Below are 16820 nucleotides of genomic sequence, written 5' to 3' on the forward strand. Positions count from 1 at the left end.
TCATCGGCAGCTCTTATGCCTCCGGTTCTGTTTGATGCCCCTTGGCGAATAAAATGGACAGTCGATCGGTTCGTCGCTTCGGCAAGCTCTTGCTGCAGAAGGCCAACCGCGTACCCGAAAACCCTGAGCCGAGGCTCCGGAGGAGTCATCATGTTCGTTCGTTCCGTCCTGGCAGCAGCCACTGTGGCCGGCATGGCGGGTTCCGCTCTGGCTGCGGATCTTCCTATGCGCTCGCCCCCGCCTGCGCCCTATTATCCCGCCCCTGTCTATAGCTGGACCGGATTTTACGTCGGCGCCAATCTCGGTGGCGCCTTCGACAACAAGGCCGGCGCACTCACGCCGAATGGGTTCACGACCTCGGTCGGCACTTCGTCGAGTGGGTCCGACAGCGGCTTCATCGGCGGCGGACAGGCCGGTTACAACTGGCAGAACGGAGTCTTCGTCTACGGCGTCGAGACCGACATCGACTATATCAACATCGGCGGCCGCGGCTCGACGTCGACCGCCACATCGGCCTTCAACGGCAGCACGCTGACGACGAAACGAGAGGACGGCAATGGTTTTCTCGGCACGTTTCGCGGCCGGCTCGGCTATGCCGGGTTCGATCGCACCTTGCTCTATGTCACAGGCGGCCTTGCCTACGGCAACTACGGGTCCCGCTACACGTCGGCAACATTCTCGGCCGCGAATAGCCTCTCGATCGCAACCTATGGCGTGAACAACAACGACGACGTCCGGGTCGGCTACACGATCGGTGCCGGTATCGAATATGCGATCACGCCGAATATCAGCGTGAAAGGGGAGTATCTCTACGCCGACCTTGGCAGCAAGAACTACACGCTTGTAGGAACATCGATCAACACGCAGGGCACGAGCTTCAACGCCAAGTCGGATGGCGCGACGCAACTGGCTCGCATCGGCCTGAACTACAAGTTCACGACCTACTGAGATGTGACGAACTCTGCGGCGAACGATCCATCGGATACGCTCGCCGCGGAGTTCATGCTCCAGGGAACAGTGCATATCCTGAGCGTGAACCCGTACGTGTAGCGCACCGGACGGCAACCTGGTCACCGCATCGAGGCGCTGGCCGGTCGATACATGGCCAAGCCTCCGGTTGCTCTCTTCCGGCAGGCATGGCATGGAAAATCATGTCCGTCCTGACTGAAGTTTCAAAGGCTCCCACAGCGGAGCGTTCCGCACCGCGTATTTCCTTCGTGTCTCTCGGCTGCCCCAAGGCGCTGGTCGATAGCGAACGGATTATCACGCGGCTGCGTGCTGAGGGATATGAGCTCACCAAGAGCCATGCGGGCGCCGATGCCGTGATCGTCAACACGTGCGGCTTTCTCGACAGCGCCAAGCGTGAGTCGTTGGATGCCATTGGGGCGGCTCTCGCGGAAAACGGCAAGGTCATCGTGACCGGCTGCATGGGCGCCGAGCCCGAAGCCATCTCGGCCGCGCATCCCAATGTCATGGCTATCTCGGGCCCGCAGGCCTACGAGAGCGTCATGACGGCGGTTCGACAGGCCGCAGCCCCATTGCACGACCCGTTTTTCGACCTCGTCCCTCCGCAGGGCGTGAAGCTCACTCCGCGCCATTACGCCTATCTGAAGATCTCGGAAGGGTGCAACAACCGCTGCTCATTCTGCATCATCCCCAAGCTGCGTGGCGACCTCGTCTCGCGGCCGGCCGGAGATGTCCTGCGTGAGGCAGAGCGCTTGGCGAAGGCCGGCGTCAAGGAGTTGCTTGTGGTCTCGCAGGACACCGGGGCCTATGGTCTCGATGTCCGGTATGCGGAGAGCCGGTTCGGCGATCGAGATGTACGGACAAAATTCATCGATCTGGCGCGCGAGCTTGGACGGTTGGGCCCCTGGGTGCGGCTCCATTACGTCTATCCTTACCCGCACATCGACGAGGTGATCGACCTCATGGCGGAAGGCAGTGTACTGCCCTATCTCGACATCCCCTTCCAGCATGCTTCGCCCAAAGTGCTGCGCGCCATGCGTCGCCCTGGAAACCACGAGAAAGTGCTTGAACGTATCCGCTCCTGGCGCACGGCATTGCCGGACATCACGTTGCGGTCCACCTTCATCGTCGGCTTCCCGGGCGAGACCGAAGAGGATTTCGCCTTCCTGCTCGATTGGATGACCGAGGCCAAGCTCGACCGCGTCGGCGCTTTCAAATACGAGCCCGTGGCCGGCGCGCCCGCCAACGATCTCGGGCTAGAGCCGGTACCGCCTGAAGTGCAGGCCGAGCGTCACCGCCGGTTCATGGAGCATCAGCAGCGCATCAGCGCCGCACGACTGAAAGCGAAAGTCGGGCGCCGTCTGTCAGTGATTGTGGATGCGGCGGGCTCGACTGTGGCCCAGGGGCGCACCAAAGGCGACGCCCCGGAAATCGACGGCAAGGTCTATCTGACATCCCGCCGCCCGGTCCGGGTGGGAGACATCGTAACCGTCCGCGTGGAGCGGGCGGACGCCTACGACCTGCATGGGAGTGTCGTCTAGCGTCTCCCGTAGCGAGGTCGCTACGAGCCCTATTGGAAGCGCTCCAGTTTCGCGCCGTTAGGCGGAGACGTCCCGGTGCAGAACGTCCAGCCGATAGTCGGAATTCCGATGCTGGCAGGAGGGCCGCAGGAAGCCCTTTGTCGCCTTGATGAGGATCTCGCTTGATTCTGTCGACTTGGCGGCGCCACCCTTTTTACCGACCCAATGCACCATCACGACATCGCCAGTCGGTTCGATCGAACCAGACAGGCATTCGGCCAGCTTGGCCAGGTCGGCGCTGCCAAGATAGTCGAGCACTTCGGAGAGGATGACGAGATCGAACCGCTCATTCGGCCAGTCGGCCGGGATGAATGCAGATGAGAACCGAACCCAGGATCGCGCCGCGTTCAGGGCTTGCGCCGCCTGCAGGGCCTTCGCGACAGGTTCGATTGCGAGAAGGTCGTCGCAACGTTCCGCCAGCCTGGCGGTGAAGACGCCGACCGAGCAGCCGACCTCCAAAGCCTTGGCATAGCGGGCGCGCGGCAGAGCCGAAAGCGTCGCGTCATATTTCGCCGCCTCGTAGCGGCTTGTCGCGAAATGCCAGGGATCAGGCCCGCCGCGCGCATAGAACGCCTCGAAGTGACTCAGGGGAAGCGTTTCGTCCCGCATATCGACATCGCCGGTCAGTCCAGATGCTGCGAACCTACAGATGCCAGATGCCAGTAGCCAGGGTGTGAAGCGTCGCAACCACCGCCGCCATGACGAAAGCCTCGATGGCGCTCCAGAGATGGGTCAAAACGGGTCTCTCCCGACGCGGCACCTATGTGCCATCCTGTGAATGAAGCGGCATGTGGCTGGTGCCGCCCGCGAGGACAGGCTTCCCGTCTACCAAGTCTCGGTGTCGATGATGCCGCGGCTCGTCACCACGATCCACGCCCGTCCACGCCGCTCGATCGAACGCACCTCGCCCGCACCGGGCAGCGTCTCGCCAGGTACGACCTCGCGCACCCCGCCGCTGCGGCCTTCCACCAAGGCGATGCCCGAGTAGACGTCGCGGACGATCCAATTGTCGAGGACAGCCTGCTTGAGGGGCTTTGTGACGGGGGCGGTGCTCGTTCCGCTCTGGATCGACACGGTCTGGGCCGCGGGTGAGTGCGCCGGAACCGCGACCGTGCCGGTCGGGGTCGGCGACGAGACTTGATGCTCGATACGGTCGAGACGCGCCGCGATCTCCCCCAGCCGCGGGTCGTGATCGATCTTGTCGATCCGGCTCATGACGTCGGAGAGCCCGGGTCCCGGGTTCTGGGCGGCTTTGTCGAGTTTTGCGGTCAGTTGTGAAATGGCCGAGGCATCGTTGCTGCGGAGCCCGTCGAGTTCCGCCTTGAGAAGGTCGACGCTCTTCTTCAACGCCCGGACCGTATCGTCCTGACGTGTCGACTCGACAGTCGCCTTCAGTTCGCCGAGGTCTTTGCCGAGATGCGTCAAAGCCACCGTGGTGGGACTGGGCATCGCGGCCTGGCGTGCCTGTTCCATCTTCTGCCAGCGGTAGGCCTCCAAGGCACCGCCGCCGCAGAGCGTCATCACAAACCCCACGCCCAGCAAAGCCGTGCTGAGGCGCATGCGGAAACCCGAACGCGGCGCGACCGGGGGGACCGGCCCCCGTTCCTGCTCCGGGTTGACCACACGAATTCTGGGCGGAATCACTTCGCCATCGAGCGGTTCGGCACGCCCCGGACCTTTCGCGGAATGCCGCGCGCGTGGCGGCATGGAGGAAAAGGGGTCCGGGGTCATCAGGCGGCTCGCGGCTACGTTTCGGTAACCACGATGCCGGACGAACTCTCAACGAGAGCTTACGGCACGGAGCCCCTAATCCGTCCCGATTTGAACCACTTGCGGCGTATCGATCACGCCCGCCGACCCGCTGCGTGAGGTTCTGTCAGCCCCCGTCAAAGCTTGATCTGCAGTTTAACATCGCCGGGTCGGGCTTGCGCGGCCCGTTCGAAGGCCGCGACGCTCTGTTCGAACGGGAACGTCTCGCTGATCAACGGCTTCAGATCGACCTTGCCGGAAGCGATCATCTGCAACGCCCGGTCGAACACATTCGCGTAGCGGAACACCGTCTCGATGCGGATCTCCTTGGCCGCGATCGAGGAGACATCGAGCTTGACGGGTTCGATCGGCATGCCGATCAGCACCAGGCAGCCACCAGGACGGATGACGTTCTGGATGCCATCATAGGCCTGAGGAGCGCCGCTGGCTTCGAGCACCACGTCGGCACCCCAGCCCTCAGTGGCCTTCGCTACCGCGTCGGCGAGTTTCTCTCGTCGAATGTTGACCGTGGTGACGCCCGGATAGCGAGCCGCGATGGCGAGTTTCTCGTCCACGAGATCCGAGACGATCACACGCGAGCAGCCACCGGCGAGCGCCGCCAGCGCGGCCATGATGCCGATCGGCCCCGCGCCAGTCACGACGGCCGTATCGCCAGGCTGGATCTTGGCCTTCACTGCGGCCTGGAGGCCGACCGCGAAGGGTTCCACCATGGCGGCTTCGGCAAAGGACACATTATCGGGCAGTTTGAACGTGAAGGCGGCCGGATGCACCACATAGGGCGTGAGCACGCCATGGACCGGCGGCGTTGCCCAAAACACGACGCTCGGATCGACATTGTAGAGCCCCAGCTTGGAGGCGCGCGAGGTGAGGTCTGGGATGCCGGGCTCCATGCAGACCCGGTCGCCGACCTTCAATGAGGTGACCGCCGAGCCAACTTCCACCACCGTGCCAGCGGCTTCGTGCCCGAGCACCATCGGCGCTTCGACCACGAAGGAGCCGATGCGACCGTGCGTATAGTAGTGCACGTCGCTCCCGCAGACCCCCACCGTATCGATCTTAATCTTCACATCGGTGGCACCGACGTCGAGCGGCAGGTCGATCTCCCGCAAGCTGAGTTCATGCTGCTTTTCCAGAACCAGCGCCTTCATGGCTTATTCTCCCGTTCGCGCCTTCGGCGCGGTCTCAGTTGCTCTCAGGGTGTCTGTCGTTGCAGGCCCTGGCACGGTCTCAATCCGTAGATCGCGTCATGCCTCTTGTCGATTGGCCATTGGAACGCTTGCAATCCCCAATCGGTGCAAACATCGGTTGCGACCTTGTCGCCCTCGATGTTCCATCAGTCGGCGATCTGGACTATAGGCCGGTGTGAACCCAGCCGTGAGAGTCCCATGCTGTCTCGCCGCCGCTTTACCGCTGCAATCGCCGGGTGCGCCGCCGCAACCGTCTTGACGGGTCCGGGCATCGCCGCCGTGTCAGGCGCTGGAGAGGGCTGGCGTCGATTTCGTGTGACCACGCGCCTCGACCTGACCGATGCTCCAGGGCCCGCTCAAGCCTGGGTGCCTCTGGCCACATTCGAGGCCACGGACTGGGTCCGGCCTGAGACTCAAACATGGACCGCGAGCGAAGGTGCGAAAGTGGAGCGCCTCATTTCGGCGGGCGCCGAATTGCTTCACGTGCAGTGGGGCGCGGGCGCCCGGTTCCTCGATGTCGCGAGCATTGTGGTGACGCGGGACCGCACGGCACCCTTCGCGGGATCGCCACCGTCCAAGACGACGCTCTCCGACGGGGAGCGGGCAACCTATCTCAGCGGCTCCACGCTGGCGCCTGTCGACGGCCTTGTGAAGGCGACCGCCGATCGCATCACCGCGGGCGCGTCCGGCGATGTCGCCAAAGCGCGCGCACTTTACGAATGGGTCGTCGACAACACGTTCCGCTCGGCGCCCGTGCCTGGCTGCGGCGACGGCAACGTGTTGCGGATGTTGCAGACCGGCCAGATGGGTGGGAAGTGCGCCGACATCAATCCGCTCTTCGTCGCCCTTGCCCGGGCGGCAGGGCTGCCGGCGCGGGACCTCTACGGCGTTCGGGTGGCCCCCTCGCGGCTTGGCTACGCCAGTCTTGGCCCGAGCACGACAACAATCACCAAGTCCCAGCATTGCCGGGCCGAGGTCTTCCTGGATGGCTATGGTTGGACTGCGATGGACCCGGCCGACGTTCGCAAGGTCATGCTGGAGGAAGCACCGGGCGGCCTGACGATGGATCAGCCCAAGGTTCAAGCGGCTCGCGCCCGCCTGTTCGGATCCTGGGAGGGGAACTGGATTCCCTTCAATACGGCCAACGACATCGCCCTGCCCGGCTCGACCCGCAGCCCGGAGGCGTTCCTTATGTATCCCCAGGCGGAAACCGCGGCTGGCCGGGTGGATTGCTACCATCCGGACGCCGTTCGCTATACGATCACGTCAGAAGAACTGGCGATCTGAGTTCTCACCGCGTCCGTCGAGCCCGCGGTCGCGACAACAAAGCTACAGGCCACATTTGACGGACAGCGGAGCGAAATTTACATTCGCTCTCGGAAGAAACAGGACATTGTCGGGCCGCAGCGGATATGTGATCCCGGCCCGAGGGGAGGGTGCCATGAATATGGAACTCTCGCGACGCGGCTTCTTGAAAGCTGCAGGCGCGGGCGTGGCGGGGACGACGCTCGGGGCCATGGGCTTCGGCGAGGCGGAAGCGGCGGTGCTGGCACACGTCAGGCCGTTCAAGCTCACCACCACTGTCGAGACGCGCAACACCTGTCCTTATTGCTCGGTCGCCTGCGGCATCATCATGTACTCGAAGGGCGACCTTCGAAAAGGCGAGCAGGCGGATATCGTCCATATCGAGGGCGACGTCGACCATCCGACCAATCGCGGCACCCTCTGCCCCAAAGGCGCGGCGCTTAAAGATTTCGTGCATGCGCCAACCCGCTTGAAGCACCCGATGATGCGAAAGGCCGGTTCGGATCGTTTCGAACAGGTCAGCTGGGATTTCGCACTTGATCGCATCGCTCGGCTGATGAAGCACGATCGCGACGCGAATTTCATCGCCAAGAACGCCAAGGGTGTGCCGGTGAACCGGTGGACCACGACGGGCTTCCTGGCCGCCTCCGCCACCACCAACGAGACCGCGTACGCGACCTACAAGGTCGTGCGGTCCACCGGAATCGTCGCTTTCGACAACCAGGCACGCGTCTGACACGGCCCTACGGTGTCCAGTTTGGGCCCGACTTTTGGCCGTGGTGCAATGACCAACGCCTGGACCGACATCAAGAACACGGATCTCGTGGTCGTGATGGGCGGCAACGCGGCGGAAGCGCATCCCTGTGGATTCAAATGGGTCACGGAGGCGAAAGCCAACCGGGGCGCGAAGCTGATCGTCGTCGATCCGCGCTATACCCGCACGGCTTCGGTCTCGGACTTCTATGCGCCGATCCGTCAGGGAACAGACATTTCGTTCCTCAACGGCGTGATCAAATATTGCATCGAAAACAACAAGGTGCAGTGGGAGTACACGAAAGCCTTCACCAACGCGTCCTACATCGTGAAGGACGGGTTCTCGTATCAGGACGGGCTCTTTACCGGCTATGATGAGGAGAAGCGCGACTACGATCGGGAGAGCTGGGATTATGTGATCGGCGACGACGGCTTTGCCGTAGTCGATCCGTCATTGCAGCATCCGCGCTGCGTATGGAACCTGCTCAAGGAGCATGTGGCGATCTATACGCCCGAGTTCGTCGAGCGCGTCTGCGGCACCCCCAAGGCGAAGTTCCTGAAGATCTGCGAGATGATCGCGGAATGCTCGACGCCGACCAAAACCATGACGTCACTCTATGCGCTCGGCTGGACACAGCATTCGAGCGGCGCGCAGAACATCCGTGCCATGGCCATGCTGCAGCTCATCCTGGGCAATATCGGGGTGCAGGGCGGCGGCATGAATGCGCTTCGAGGTCATTCCAACATTCAAGGTCTGACCGACCTCGGGCTCATGTCGAACCTGATCCCGGGCTATCTCAACATCCCGACCGAGATGGAAGAAAACTTCGGCAGCTATATGAGCACGCGGCAGTTCAAGCCGCTGCGGCCGGGCCAGACGAGCTACTGGCAGAACTACAAGAAGTTCTTCGTCAGCTTCCAGAAAGCCATGTGGGGCAACGCCGCGCAAGCCGACAACGACTGGGCTTATGACTACCTGCCCAAGCTCGACGTGCCGTCCTATGACGTGTTGCGCATCTTCGAGCTGATGAACGAAGGGCGGGTCAACGGCTATTTCTGTCAAGGCTTCAACCCGCTCCTGGCCTTCCCGAATCGGGCCAAGATCACGTCCGCCCTGTCGAAGCTGAAGTGGCTCGTCACGATGGACCCACTTGAGACGGAAACGTCTCGGTTCTGGGAAAACCACGGCGAGTACAACGACGTGGACACGAAGAGCATCCAGACGGAAGTGTTCCAGCTTCCGACAACGTGTTTCGCCGAGGAAGCGGGGTCGCTCGCCAATTCCGGACGCTGGCTTCAGTGGCATTGGGCCGGCGGCACGCCACCTGGCGAGGCCCAGCATGACACCTGGATCATGGGCCAGATCTTCGTCCGCTTGCGGGAACTCTACCGCAAGGAGGGCGGCGCGTTCCCTGACCCCATCGTCAACCTCGCTTGGGACTACAAGGACCCGGGAGAACCGACGCCGGAGGAGCTCGCGAAGGAGATCAACGGGCGGGCAATCGAGGATTTGCGTGATCCGACAGACGTCACCAAAGTTCTCGTACCGGCCGGCAAGCAGGTGCTGAACTTCTCGCAGTTGCGGGACGACGGCACCACGCTCTCGGGCTGCTGGATCTATTCCGGCAATTTCAACGAGAACGGCAACAACATGGCTCGCCGCGACAATCACGACCCCGGCGATACCGGAGCCTATCTCGGCTGGACCTTCGCCTGGCCGCTCAACCGCCGGACGCTCTACAACCGCGCCTCCTGCGACGTGAACGGCAAGCCTTGGGACCCGACCCGCAAGATCATCGAATGGGACGGCACCAAATGGTCGGGCTTCGACGTGCCGGATATCGCGCCGAACGCCAAGCCGCAGGATGTCGGCCCCTTCATCATGAACCAGGAGGGTGTGTCACGCCTCTTCACCCGCGGCCTGATGCGCGATGGACCCTTCCCGGCCCATTACGAGCCCTTTGAGTCGCCGGTCGACAATGTCATCAACCCGAAGATCCGCGGCAATCCGGTGGCGCGCGTGTTCCAGAACGATGTGTCGCAGTTCGGTACCTCGGCGGAATTCCCCTACGCGGCGACGTCCTACCGGCTGACCGAGCACTTCCATTACTGGACCAAGCACAACCGGGTGAACGCGGCCCTCCAGCCCGAATTCTTCGTCGAGATCTCGGAGGAACTGGCGGCCGAGAAGAAGATCGAGCGCGGCGGTTGGGTGCGAGTCTGGTCGAAGCGCGGTTCGATCAAGGCCAAGGCTTTGGTGACCAAACGCATCCGACCCCTCATGTGCGACGGCAAGGCGGTGCATGTGGTGGGTATCCCGTTGCACTGGGGCTTCATCGGCGCGGCCAAGAAGGGATGGGGGCCGAATTCCCTCGCGCCCTTCGTGGGGGACGCCAATATCGAAACGCCTGAATCGAAAGCCTTCCTGGTGAATATCGAACCCACCACGCCGCCCAGCGAGGTAGTGGCATGATGCGCCCCGACAGCCCACGCACGGCGGCCGCGAACCCGCCCGTGCAGCCGATGGAGACCAACCTCACCGAGCGTGATCTCATCCGGCGCTCGGCCACCTCGTCGCTGCCGCCGCCCGAGCGGCAGCTGACCGAGGTCGCGAAGCTGATCGACGTCTCCAAATGCATCGGCTGCAAGGCCTGTCAGTCGGCCTGTATCGAGTGGAACGACACGAACCCGGCCATCGAGGAGAATGTCGGGGTCTACACCAATCCGCACGACCTCACGGCGGACATGTATACGCTGATGCGGTTCACCGAATGGGTGAACCCCGAGACCGACAATCTCGAATGGCTGATCCGCAAGGACGGCTGCATGCATTGCTCTGATCCAGGCTGCCTGAAGGCCTGCCCGTCTCCGGGCGCCATTGTGCAATATTCGAACGGCATCGTGGATTTCGTTCACGAGAACTGCATCGGCTGCGGCTATTGCGTGAAGGGGTGTCCGTTCAACATCCCACGCATCTCGAAGGTCGATCACAAGGCCTATAAGTGCACCTTGTGTTCCGATCGTGTGGCGGTCGGCCAAGGTCCGGCCTGCGCCAAGGCCTGTCCGACCAAGGCCATTGTATTCGGCACCAAGGAGGACATGAAGAAGCACGCGGACGAGCGGATCGCCGATCTCAAATCGCGTGGCTATGCCAATGCGGGCCTCTACGATCCGCCCGGCGTGAGCGGCACACATGTGATGTATGTGCTCCACCACAACGACAAGCCGCACATCTACGCCGACCTTCCGGACAACCCACGCATCTCCCCTGTCGTCGAAACCTGGAAGGGTGTGACCAAATACGTGGGACTTGCCTTCATGGGTGTGGCGGCGGCCGGGAGTCTGCTGCACGGCATCCTTGGCAGGCCCAATCGCGTGACCGAAGAGGATGAGGAAGCCGCCGAGGAGCTCGTCGAGCGCAAGCCGGAGGCCCGGGTTTGACCGAAGCGGAGCGCATCCAGCCCGGCGACGCCATTCATATCGGTCCGCCTTTGACTGTCGATCGATATGGCCCGGCGGCGCGGGCGAACCACTGGGTCACGGCGGCAAGCTTGATCCTGCTGGCGATCTCGGGACTGGCGCTCTTCACCCCGTCCCTGTTCTTCCTCACGGACTTTTTCGGCGGAGGCCAGAACACCCGCATGCTGCACCCGTGGTTCGGGATCGTGTTGTTCGTCAGCTTCTTCGTGTTCTTCTTTCAATTGTGGCGGGCAAACCTTTGGACGCGCACTGATTTCGTTTGGCTGTCCCGCATCGGCGACCTTATCGCCGGCCATGAAGAGCGGTTGCCGGAACTCGAGAAATACAATGCCGGTCAGAAATTCGTTTTCTGGGCCATGTCGGGACTGATCCTGATCCTGATCGTCTCGGGCGTGATCATCTGGGACCAGTATTTCGCGGATGCGACAGCCATCGGCACCAAGCGCATCGCAATACTGGCGCATTCGGTGGCGGCCGTGCTGATCATTTGCGTCTTCATCCTCCACGTCTATGCCGGGATCTGGACGCGGGGCACGCTGCGCGCCATGACACGTGGCTCAGTGACGGGCGGATGGGCGTGGCGGCATCACCGGAAATGGTTGCGAAAACTGGCGGGTCAGCACAGGGTCGGTCCTGCGGAATAGAGTTGCGGCTTCCTCTGAGAATCATGAAGCGAGACATCGTGGCCCGTGAGGCGAGATGGCAGAGCAAAGTCCCCTGCAGCCCGACCCGTCAATGGTCGGCGGCGTCAGTAAGGCGCCCTTCGTTCTGCCGCCTGGCCCACTCCGCATCTTCACGCGGCGTGCGGATCGCTTCGACATCCTAGCCTCAACCAGCAAATTGGCGCCCTATCTCAATTTTCTGGGCGCGCTCACGCGGGCACAAGCCAGTCTCGTGGCGACTCTGCCCGCGCTCCCGCCGCCTGACGCGGCACAGATCGAGCGCGCGCGGGCGGCAGCTATGCCACCGATCGATCGGGCCAGTCTGGCTACAGCGCCCGACCTCGCAACGACATTCGATCGCCTGTTCGAAGCGGCAGCGACCATCGAGATGCCGGCCGCCGCCGCACAGGCACTCTCGACGACACGACAGGCTGAACCCGGGATGTTGCGCGCCATGACGGCCAATGTGCTGGCCGATGCCATCCCGCGCGACAGTCTCGCGCCGCACCTCTTCGTCGCGGCCGGCATTCAGGTTCATGCGGCGCGATGCGCCGCGGCGCTTGATCCATCGACGCTCGTTCCCATCGCGGTCGGGGTATGTCCGGCGTGTGGTGGCCCACCCGGGGTCTCGGTCGTCGTCGGCTTCTCGGGGGCGGAGGGCGCCCGTTATGCGGTTTGCTCCTGTTGCAGCACGTCGTGGAACGAAGTTCGCGTCAAATGCATCGCTTGTGGGTCGACGCAGGGGATCGGGTATCGCGACACCTCCGAACCGGGCACCACGGCGACCGTCAAGGCTGAGGTCTGCGACCATTGTCACAGCTGGATCAAAATTCTTTATCAGAACCAGAATCCGTCGCTGGACCCGGTCGCGGATGATGTCGCGAGCCTCGGGCTCGACATGCTCATGCGTGGGACGGACTATCGCGCCGCCGGATCCAATCCTTTCATGCTCGGCTATTGAACTCATGCCGATCATCCTCCTGTCGTTCAGAGGTCGTTGTCAGGACGACAATGCTCGATAATAGCGCTTTGAGGGCTCTTCCTTCGGTCGATCAGACTTTGAACATACCTGTCATCGTTGAGGCCGTCGGTCGCTTCGGGCGCCGCGCCGTGACGACTGCCGTTCGCAATGTGCTGGACGAGAGACGGCAAGACATACGTGATGGCGGGAGTCTTCCCGCAATAGCCCTCATCACCGCCAGCGTTCTCGATCGTCTTCAGGGTGAGGAGCGATCAAACCTCCGCCCGCTCTTCAATCTCACCGGCACCGTTCTGCACACCAATCTCGGCCGCGCGATCCTGGCCGAAGCGGCGATCTCGGCGGCTGTGGACGCCATGCGCGAGGCGGCAGCGCTTGAATTCGATCTCGACACAGGACGGCGTGGCGAACGGGACGACCATCTGCGCGCGCTCCTGTGCGAACTGACCGGCGCCGAGGACGCCACCGTCGTCAACAACAATGCTGCGGCGGTGCTGATCGCTCTCAACACGCTCGGCGCGGGACGCGAAGCCATCGTGTCGCGCGGCGAGCTGATCGAAATCGGCGGCGCCTTCCGGATGCCGGACATCATGGCGCGCGCGGGCGTCACGCTTGTCGAAGTCGGCACCACCAACCGGACACACGCCAAGGATTACCGAGCGGCGCTGCGGGCCGGGACCGGACTGATCCTCAAGGTGCACCCCTCCAACTACCGGATCGAAGGTTTTACAGCCGAGGTTGGTGGCCGCGACCTCGCCGCCCTGGCCCGTGAGGCGGGCGTGCCGCTCCTGAACGATCTCGGGTCGGGCACGCTGGTCGATCTTTCGATCTACGATCTGGCCAAGGAGCCGACAGTTCGCGAGACGGTGGCAGAAGGTGCCGATCTCGTTACCTTCTCGGGCGACAAGCTGCTCGGCGGCCCGCAGGCGGGTTTCATCGTGGGCCGCAAGGATCTTGTCGCCGCCATCAATCGCAATCCGATGAAGCGGGCGCTGCGTGTCGACAAGATCCGCATCGCGGCGCTCGCCGCGACCCTGAAGCTCTATCGCGATCCCGACCGCCTCGCCGACCGCCTTCCCACGCTTCGCCTTCTCGCCCGCAAGGAGCCCGAGATCGCAGCCGTCGCGCGACGGCTGCAACCGCTTGTGGCGGCATTGCTCGGCCCCACCCGCTCGGTCGAGGTCTGCGCGTGTCGTAGTCAGATCGGCTCGGGCGCGCTGCCGATCGATACCCTGCCGAGTGCCGGACTGCGGCTTCGCGCAGCGGACGGCCATGCTCTGAACCGTCTGGCGGCAGACCTGCGCGCCCTGCCCCGTCCCGTCGTCGGCCACATCAAGGATGACGCGATCGTGTTTGACCTGCGATGCCTTGAAGACGAACCGGCCTTCCTGCAATCTCTAGCGGCATTGCCCCCGAATGGCATGGCTTGACCGGTTTCGCCGTCGGCCGGCGCCCTCGACCGACCCGATGGAGCTGGCGCTCGGAGCGGCCGAGGTCGGTGATCATGCCGCCGCGTTCGCGCTCTGGGAGCCGCTTGCGCTGGCCGGAGTCGCTCGTGCACAAAACAATCTCGGGGCCTGTTTCGCGGAGGGACTTGGGGTAAAGCGCAATCCCGCGCTCGCGCTCAAGTGGCTGACGCTTTCGGCCGAGGCCGGAGATCCGGTCGGGCAGCGCAATTGCGCTGCATTTCACTTTCGCCGCGATGGCATCGAGGCCGACTTCATCCGGGCCGCCGCGCTCTACCGGCAAGCAGCCGAACAAGGCGATGCTCCGGCACAGGACATGCTGAGTTGGATGCTCCTTGAAGGCGACGTCATCCCGGTCGATCCGATCGAGGCGCGGCACTGGGCACGCCTCGCCGCGGATGCCGGTGTGGCTTCCGCCATGACACGGCTCGGCATGCTGTATCACAATGCCCTAGGGGTCGAGCGCAACCCTACCGAGGCCGCAATCTGGTGGAGCAAGGCCGCGCGGCACGGCGATGCGGATGGTCAAGCCATGCTGGGTGCCGCGCATCTGCTCGGCAACGGCGTCGCGAAAGACGGTGTAGGCGCTTTGGTTTGGTTGCTGCGGGCGCAAGCGGGCGGGAGCGCCTTGGCGCAGCCGTTCCTGCCCGCCGCGCGGGCGGGTCTCGACCCGTCCGAGTTCGAGTTGGCGGCGCAGCGCGCGGCGGCACCGCTCACGGACAATCCCTCATGATCGTCGGCACGGCGGGCCACATCGATCATGGCAAGACGGCGCTGGTCAAAGCCTTGACGGGCGTCGATACGGATCGGCTGAAAGAAGAGAAGGCGCGCGGGATCACGATCGATCTCGGCTTCGCCTATCGGCCAATGGCGGAAGGGCGGGTCACGGGCTTCGTCGACGTTCCCGGCCATGAGCGCTTCGTCCACACGATGCTGGCCGGCGCCAGCGGGATCGACGTCGCGCTGCTCGTGGTTGCCGCCGACGATGGCGTGATGCCCCAGACCCGCGAGCATGTCGCCATTCTCGATCTGCTCGGCATCCGACGTGGCATTGTCGCGTTGACCAAGGCCGATCTGGCCGACGAGGCGCGCACGGCTGCCGTCAGAGCTGAAATCACCGGTTTGCTCGAATCTACGGCCTTGTGCGATGCGCCAATCGTGCCGGTGTCCGTTGTCACCGGCGAAGGGATCGCCGACCTGCGAGCTCTACTGGCCGAGGCCGAGCGCACGATCGTCGTGAGGCATGCGGACGGCCGCTTCCGCCTTGCTGTCGACCGGTGTTTCACCCTGACGGGCGCTGGTGTTGTGGTCACCGGGACGGTGTTGTCGGGACGGATCACGGTCGGCGATCGCGTGACCGTCAGCCCCTCGGGGCTCACGGCCCGCGTCCGGTCGCTGCATGCCCAGAACAGGCCAGCCCAACACGGCGTTGCAGGTGAACGTTGCGCGCTCAACCTCGCTGGCGACGCCATTACCAAAGACGCGATCGCGCGCGGCGACGTCGTGCTCGATCCGAAACTCCACGCCCCCAGTGACCGCATTGACGCCGAGTTGTATCTTCTTCCCGCCGAAGCCAAGCCGATTGGCACGTGGTTTCCGGCGCGGCTGCATCAAGCCAGTGCCGAAGTCGGCGCCCGCATCGTACCACTCGGCCCTCCCATACCGCCCGGCGGCACAGGCTGGGTGCAACTCGTCCTCGACCGTCCTGTCGCGGCCGCGGCCGGGGATCGGTTCGTCATCCGTGATGTTTCTGCGCAGCGCACGCTCGGGGGCGGCCGCTTCCTCGACCTTCGCGCGCCCGCACGTAAGCGCCGCACGGCCGAGCGTCTGGCGCAACTGAGTGCGCTCGCTCGCCCGCATCCAGTAGAGGCATTCGCCGAGCTTCTTCGACAGCCGCCCTTCTTGGTCGACCTGAGCGACTTTGCCCGGGATCACGCGCTGTCGATCGGCCAGACGACGGAACTTGAACACGCCACAAAGGCGATCGTCTTGCCATCCAACGAGAATCGACTCGCACTTGCGCCGGACTCTTGGGCGAGGTTGATCCGGAACATCGAAGCCGAACTTTCGCGTTTCCATGTCGAAAGCGCAGAATTGCAGGGTGTGGGACGCGAAAGGCTGCGCCTCTCGGTCGAGCCACGGCTCCCGGTGGCGGCCTTCGTTGCGGTGCTGCAGGCAGAAGCGGAGGCCGGGCACCTTGTGCTGGAAGGCGCCTTCGTGCGCCTGTCCGGGCACGAGGTGCGCCTGAGCGCTGCCGACGAAGCGACTTGGGCGGCGATTTCGCCGAGGCTTGGGACCGGGGGCCGGTTCCGGCCCCCAAGGGTCCGCGACCTTGCAGGGGAACTCGGCAGCCCAGAAACCGAGGTGCGTCGCATCCTCAAGCTCTGCGCGCGACTGGGCCGTGTGGATCAGATCGCCCATGACCACTTCTTCGCGCGCTCGACCACGGCCGAGATGGTGGCGCTGGCCTGCGACGTTGCGACACAAGCTCCAAAAGGGGAATTCACCGCCGCCCAGTTTCGTGACCGGATGGACAATGGCCGCAAGGTCGCAATCCAAATCCTCGACTTCTTCGACCGGCATGGAGTGACCTTGCGGCGCGGCGACCTGCGCCGTATCAATCCGCACCGTCTCGATCTGTTCGTCCCGCAGCTCCAGCCAACAGCGACAGA

Annotated in this window: 12 protein-coding genes and 1 pseudogene; 10 read left to right on the forward strand and 3 right to left on the reverse strand. The window is 63.7% G+C overall.

Going from position 1 to position 16820, the window contains the following annotated elements; genetic code table 11:
• Nucleotides 1-150: 150 nt before the first annotated feature.
• Both M8523_RS15360 and rimO read left to right on the forward strand, forming a co-directional pair.
• Nucleotides 151-948: an outer membrane protein gene (locus tag M8523_RS15360; protein ID WP_282585755.1), complete on the forward strand. Its 798-nt coding sequence runs from the start codon at nt 151-153 to the stop codon at nt 946-948.
• A gap of 203 nt (nt 949-1151) precedes the next feature.
• On the forward strand, nt 1152-2507 hold the full coding sequence (gene rimO / locus M8523_RS15365) for a 30S ribosomal protein S12 methylthiotransferase RimO (RefSeq protein ID WP_282585756.1): 1356 nt from the start codon (nt 1152-1154) through the stop codon (nt 2505-2507).
• A 57-nt stretch (nt 2508-2564) separates the two neighbouring features.
• Here rimO and M8523_RS15370 read toward each other — a convergent pair whose 3' ends face one another.
• From M8523_RS15370 to M8523_RS15380, 3 genes are all read right to left on the reverse strand, one after another.
• Entirely contained in the window at nt 2565-3155 is a 591-nt protein-coding gene (locus M8523_RS15370) for an SAM-dependent methyltransferase (RefSeq protein ID WP_282585757.1), read from the reverse strand.
• Between the two features lie 216 nt (nt 3156-3371).
• Nucleotides 3372-4277: a hypothetical protein gene (locus tag M8523_RS15375; RefSeq protein ID WP_282585758.1), complete on the reverse strand. Its 906-nt coding sequence runs from the start codon at nt 4275-4277 to the stop codon at nt 3372-3374.
• Between the two features lie 155 nt (nt 4278-4432).
• On the reverse strand, nt 4433-5464 hold the full coding sequence (locus tag M8523_RS15380) for an NAD(P)-dependent alcohol dehydrogenase (protein WP_282585759.1): 1032 nt from the start codon (nt 5462-5464) through the stop codon (nt 4433-4435).
• 237 nt (nt 5465-5701) lie between these two features.
• Here M8523_RS15380 and M8523_RS15385 point away from each other — a divergent pair, with 237 nt between their 5' ends.
• The 8 genes and pseudogenes from M8523_RS15385 to selB all read left to right on the forward strand — a co-directional run.
• The gene (locus M8523_RS15385) at nt 5702-6790 is read left to right on the forward strand and encodes a transglutaminase-like domain-containing protein (RefSeq protein WP_282585760.1); all 1089 of its coding nucleotides are present in this window, start codon (nt 5702-5704) and stop codon (nt 6788-6790) included.
• A gap of 154 nt (nt 6791-6944) precedes the next feature.
• A complete protein-coding gene (fdnG, locus tag M8523_RS15390) occupies nt 6945-10034 on the forward strand; it encodes a formate dehydrogenase-N subunit alpha (protein ID WP_282585761.1) in 3090 nt (1029 codons plus the stop codon).
• A 50-nt stretch (nt 10035-10084) separates the two neighbouring features.
• Entirely contained in the window at nt 10085-11002 is a 918-nt protein-coding gene (gene fdxH, locus M8523_RS15395; RefSeq protein ID WP_428350659.1) for a formate dehydrogenase subunit beta, read from the forward strand.
• A complete protein-coding gene (locus M8523_RS15400) occupies nt 10999-11685 on the forward strand; it encodes a formate dehydrogenase subunit gamma (protein ID WP_282585763.1) in 687 nt (228 codons plus the stop codon). The genes fdxH and M8523_RS15400 overlap by 4 nt, the downstream gene beginning before the upstream one ends.
• Nucleotides 11686-11740: 55 nt before the next feature.
• Nucleotides 11741-12664, forward strand: a complete 924-nt coding sequence (gene fdhE / locus M8523_RS15405) for a formate dehydrogenase accessory protein FdhE (protein WP_282585764.1) — start codon at nt 11741-11743, stop codon at nt 12662-12664.
• A 50-nt stretch (nt 12665-12714) separates the two neighbouring features.
• Complete coding sequence (gene selA / locus M8523_RS15410) at nt 12715-14112, forward strand: L-seryl-tRNA(Sec) selenium transferase (protein ID WP_282585765.1); 1398 nt, start codon at nt 12715-12717, stop codon at nt 14110-14112.
• A complete protein-coding gene (locus M8523_RS15415; RefSeq protein ID WP_282585766.1) occupies nt 14099-14881 on the forward strand; it encodes a tetratricopeptide repeat protein in 783 nt (260 codons plus the stop codon). The genes selA and M8523_RS15415 overlap by 14 nt, the downstream gene beginning before the upstream one ends.
• Nucleotides 14878-16707, forward strand: a pseudogene (selB, locus tag M8523_RS15420) (selenocysteine-specific translation elongation factor); the annotation flags it as partial. The gene M8523_RS15415 and the pseudogene selB, both read left to right, overlap by 4 nt.
• Nucleotides 16708-16820 lie beyond the last annotated feature (113 nt).

This window comes from Lichenifustis flavocetrariae (assembly GCF_026130545.1).
GTDB lineage: Bacteria > Pseudomonadota > Alphaproteobacteria > Rhizobiales > Beijerinckiaceae > Lichenihabitans > Lichenihabitans flavocetrariae.

Bases quoted from the DNA above. Each gene is read 5' to 3' on its own strand.
- M8523_RS15380 (WP_282585759.1), bottom strand. From the start codon at position 5,464: ATGAAGGCGCTGGTTCTGGAAAAGCAGCATGAACTCAGCTTGCGGGAG.
- fdhE (WP_282585764.1), top strand. From the start codon at position 11,741: ATGGCAGAGCAAAGTCCCCTGCAGCCCGACCCGTCAATGGTCGGCGGC.
- M8523_RS15415 (WP_282585766.1), top strand. From the start codon at position 14,099: ATGGCATGGCTTGACCGGTTTCGCCGTCGGCCGGCGCCCTCGACCGAC.
- M8523_RS15360 (WP_282585755.1), top strand. From the start codon at position 151: ATGTTCGTTCGTTCCGTCCTGGCAGCAGCCACTGTGGCCGGCATGGCG.
- M8523_RS15370 (WP_282585757.1), bottom strand. From the start codon at position 3,155: ATGCGGGACGAAACGCTTCCCCTGAGTCACTTCGAGGCGTTCTATGCG.
- M8523_RS15385 (WP_282585760.1), top strand. From the start codon at position 5,702: ATGCTGTCTCGCCGCCGCTTTACCGCTGCAATCGCCGGGTGCGCCGCC.
- fdxH (WP_428350659.1), top strand. From the start codon at position 10,085: ATGGAGACCAACCTCACCGAGCGTGATCTCATCCGGCGCTCGGCCACC.
- rimO (WP_282585756.1), top strand. From the start codon at position 1,152: ATGTCCGTCCTGACTGAAGTTTCAAAGGCTCCCACAGCGGAGCGTTCC.
- M8523_RS15375 (WP_282585758.1), bottom strand. From the start codon at position 4,277: ATGACCCCGGACCCCTTTTCCTCCATGCCGCCACGCGCGCGGCATTCC.
- selA (WP_282585765.1), top strand. From the start codon at position 12,715: ATGCTCGATAATAGCGCTTTGAGGGCTCTTCCTTCGGTCGATCAGACT.